Origin of the sequence: Aquiflexum sp., from assembly GCF_041749095.1 — a bacterium.
In the GTDB taxonomy this organism is placed as follows: Bacteria; Bacteroidota; Bacteroidia; order Cytophagales; family Cyclobacteriaceae; genus Aquiflexum.
In genome coordinates this window covers 1-4137 of record NZ_JBGTCA010000225.1, presented here as the reverse complement: position 1 = coordinate 4137, position 4137 = coordinate 1, and the positions used below count along the sequence as shown (strand labels likewise).

General features: G+C 40.2%; 3 protein-coding genes and 1 pseudogene. 2 read left to right on the top strand and 2 right to left on the bottom strand.

Annotated elements, in window-relative coordinates; translation table 11 throughout:
- Together ACEW8O_RS11040 and ACEW8O_RS11035 are read right to left on the bottom strand one after the other, a co-directional pair.
- A partial coding sequence (locus tag ACEW8O_RS11040) for a four helix bundle protein (protein ID WP_373494689.1) occupies nucleotides 1–190 on the bottom strand: 190 nt, incomplete at its 3' end.
- 131 nt (nucleotides 191–321) lie between these two features.
- The gene (locus tag ACEW8O_RS11035; protein WP_373494688.1) at nucleotides 322–1572 is read right to left on the bottom strand and encodes an efflux RND transporter periplasmic adaptor subunit; all 1251 of its coding nucleotides are present in this window, start codon (nucleotides 1570–1572) and stop codon (nucleotides 322–324) included.
- A gap of 485 nt (nucleotides 1573–2057) precedes the next feature.
- On the opposite strand from ACEW8O_RS11035, the gene ACEW8O_RS11030 reads away from it, so the two are divergent.
- Nucleotides 2058–3446: a sigma-54-dependent transcriptional regulator gene (locus ACEW8O_RS11030; protein WP_373494687.1), complete on the top strand. Its 1389-nt coding sequence runs from the start codon at nucleotides 2058–2060 to the stop codon at nucleotides 3444–3446.
- Between the two features lie 133 nt (nucleotides 3447–3579).
- Nucleotides 3580–4137, top strand: a pseudogene (locus ACEW8O_RS11025) (histidine kinase); the annotation flags it as partial.

Below are 4137 nucleotides of genomic sequence, written 5' to 3'. Positions count from 1 at the left end.
TGTATTCAGGATTTGTCTGACCTGTTGAACCTTCTGCAATATTCAGCGAAATGGAGTCAACTGCCCTTCTTGATTGAGAAATAAGATTAAAATTTTCCACTTTTGGAAAATCTTTAGTCAATAGGAAAATGTCTTCGGCATAATCCATCGATTTCTGCCAAATCAAAAGTTTTTCGAATTTAAAGTACATGGTTTTAGAATTAAGTTGAAAATTAATAACCTTATAAAATAATTATTATACTCCACTTTAACTCTAAACTTCATCTTCTTAAACGTTTACTTTCAGCTTTAATCCTTCCCACTTCCAACTTCCCACTCCCCCTACCTCAAATTCAACACCTCATTCTTCCCAAAATTCTCATAGCCTGAGACGATGACTTTCTCACCGGCATTGAGGCCTTCAAGGACTTCATAAAATTCCGGGTTTTTACGGCCTAAACGGATATTTCTCTTTTCAGCCTTACCGCTTTCGGGATTCACTACAAATACCCAGTTTCCACCGGTATCTTTATAAAACCCACCCGAAGGCAACAGCCTGGCTTGCTCACTTTCTCCAAGTTCCAACCTGATCCTGACGGTTTGACCTCTTCGGATACCTGAGGGTGTTTCTCCTGTGAAGACCATGTCCACTTCAAATCTACCACCTGTTACATTCGGATAAATTTTGTTGATCTCCAATTCATACGTACCTCCTGAAAAGGTAAAGGTGCCTTTTAACCCTGTATTTACCCTTGGAAGGTAAAGTTCGTCAATGGGAACCCTTACTTTGAATTTGTCCAGGATATCAATCTGACCATACCGTTCACCACTGTTGATGGATTGGCCTACCTCAATCTGCTCCGTTGAAAGCTGTCCTGCAATGGGTGCTCTTACAACTAGATTGTCCAAAATATGACCCACTCCATTTAGGGATTGTTCCATTCTCAATTCTGAATCTCTCAACTGTCTTTTTTGGATAGACCGAGCAACAGAATCGTTTTTATAGGATTCATACGTCAGCTTTTTTCTTTTCAAGTTGTAATCATATTGTTCTTTAACTTCTTCCAATTCCCGGTCAGAGATCAGTTTTTTTTCGTGAAGTTCCTTAAATCGTTCGTATTGTGGCTGTAACAGATTGATTTGGTAATCGATTTCAGCCAGCTGACCCTGCTGTTGCAGATCATTCTGATCCAACAACAATCGGGTTTGCCTTAAATTGTTGATCTGAAAATAAAGCCCTGTTTCCCTTTCCATCACCTCCAGCTGAAGATTGGAATTGGTCAAAACCAAAATGGTATCTCCCACATCTACTATTGCTCCGGATTCACGGACAATTTCTTGAATATTTCCTCTTTCAATAGCATCCAAAAAGAAAACCTCCCCTGGCTCGATACTTCCACTGACAGGTATATAATCCGTAAATTCCCCTTCACTGACAGTAGCGATGGTAATCCTTTCCATGCTTACATTCATTGAAGACCTGGCATCGGCAAACACCAATTGGTAAAACACAAAGCTGACCAATAGGACACTTCCGGTCACAATTGCAATAAACTTTGGGGTCCAGGTCTTTTTCTCTAATTTTCGATCCATTTTATTTTAATGCTGATTTTTCAGTTGTTCACCTAATGCCAATTAATATGCCACGCAAAAAACCCTGAATATGACCTCATATGGGACTATCTGAAAAATTTGACCTTGGTTTTCCGAACAAAGTTGTTCGCCAGCGACCAAAATAGTAATTTCATGAACATAAAAATTAAAAAATGATCCACTTAAGAAAGAATAGAATAGGCTTAAAACAAGCCATTAGCCATGATTTGGGTATTTTTTGTCCGATTGTACCATTTCGGTACAAGAATTGGCAAATGGGTACCTACAGGATAAGTCATCATTTTTCACAAAAATATTGACTTAAAGAATACAGAGAAAATTCAATAAGTTCAAAAACATGATGATAACTTCCCTATCTTTTTCCATTTCGAGAATTTATTGGAGTTCCGTAATGGATATCTCAACTTTCCAGATCGACTCCTTAATCCCATTTCAGACTTCCACTTTTCTCCTAGTTTTAAACCATGAAAGAACAAAAATCAGGTAAAATCCTCATTGTCGATGACAATGAGGATTTATTGAAAGCAGCCAAAATATTTTTGAAGCGGCATTTTGGACAGGTGGACACCGAGACCAATCCTGACTTATTGCCAATCCTGATTGTCAATGAGCAGTATGATGTAATCCTGCTGGACATGAACTTCACCAAAGATGTCAGCAGCGGTCAAGAGGGTTTTTATTGGCTTGACAGGATTTTAGCTCTCGATTCCTCAGCCGTTGTGGTTTTGATAACTGCTTACGGAGATGTCAATACCGCTGTCAGGGCAATCAAAGAAGGTGCAACGGACTTTGTTTTGAAACCTTGGGAAAATGAAAAACTGCTTGCCACACTCAATGCGGCTTTAAGGTTAAGGCAAAGCAAACTTGAAGTCCATCAATTAAGAAACCAGCAGCAGCAGCTTTATCAGGACATTGACAGCAAATTTAAAGATATCATTGGGCAAAGCCCCATCATGCAAAAAATATTTGAGACCATAGAGAGGGTAGCAGGTACGGATGCCAATGTGTTGATTTTGGGAGAAAACGGGACTGGAAAGGAACTGATCGCCAGGGCAATACATCGAAATTCAAAAAGACACCGGGAAGCCTTTGTGGGGGTGGATTTGGGTTCCATCACCAGCACCCTATTTGAATCCGAACTTTTTGGCCACAAAAAAGGATCTTTTACCGATGCCAAGGAAGACAGGGCGGGACGTTTTGAACAGGCAAATAAGGGCACATTATTTCTGGATGAAATCGGGAATCTCCCGCTACAATTACAGGCAAAACTTTTGGCCGTACTCCAAAACAGGGAAGTGACCAGAGTTGGATCCAATAAACCGGTACAGGTAAATATTCGGTTGATTTCAGCTACCAACATGCCGATCAATAACATGATCTTTGATAATTCCTTTAGACAGGATTTATTATATCGGATCAACACCATTGAAATTCGATTGCCCTCACTCAAGGAAAGGTTGGAGGACATTCCCCTTTTGGCCAATCATTTCATTGAATTGTATTCAAAAAAGTACAACAAGGATATTAGAAAAGCGAGTGAAGCGTTGATCAAAAGGATGCAGAAGTACACCTGGCCCGGAAATATCCGGGAACTCCAGCATAGTATTGAACGGGCTGTCATCATGACCAACCATAGTGTTCTTCAACCTGAAGACCTTTTTATCCAAAAAACACAGGCGCAGGAAAAGCAGGAAGATCTGGTCAGCCTGGACCACCTCAACATTGAAGATGTGGAAAAAATACTGATCCGAAAAGCCTTACAAAAGCACAATGGTCATATTACCAGGGCAGCGGAAGAATTGGGGTTAACCCGCTCATCTTTATACAGAAGATTGGAAAGATATGGGCTTTAGGTCGTTCTCTTTTGGAATTACCCTTCGCATCCTTTTGCTGATCGTAATGATTTATGTTGGGGTGTTCTTTTTTATTCGAGAGCATTCTTATGTCCAGGCAATTCTCTTTTCAGTAATGGTTTTTTTTCAAACCATGAACCTGATTTCATACAGCAATACCACCAACCGGAAAATTACCCGATTTTTGGAATCCATCCGTTATTCGGACTTTTCATCTTCTTTTACAAAAGACAGCAAGTTGGGAAGCTCCTTCCGGGAGATGAACATGTCCTTCAATGAGGTAATTGATGCCTTTAAAAAAACCCGGGCAGAAAAGGAAGAAAATATGCTTTTCCTTCAGATCATGATCCAGCACATCAATACTGGCATTCTCTCCTTTGAAAGCAGTGGTAAGATCGGAGTGATCAACGGGGCAGCAAAACAGCTGTTGCAGATCCCCCAGTTTAAGGACATCAATGACTTGGGAAAGCTTTCCATCGAATTGTTGAAAAATGTTTTAAGCCTTAAACCAGGTGGTTCTTTTTCCATAAAAATAAATCCTGAACTCCACCTTAATGTGCAATCCGCAGCATTCAAAATGGAAGGAAACAGTTGGACATTGCTCTCCTTTCAGAACATCAAGTCGGAATTGCAAAAAAACGAGCTTCAGGCCTGGCAGAACCTGACCAAGGTACTCAGACATGAAATTATG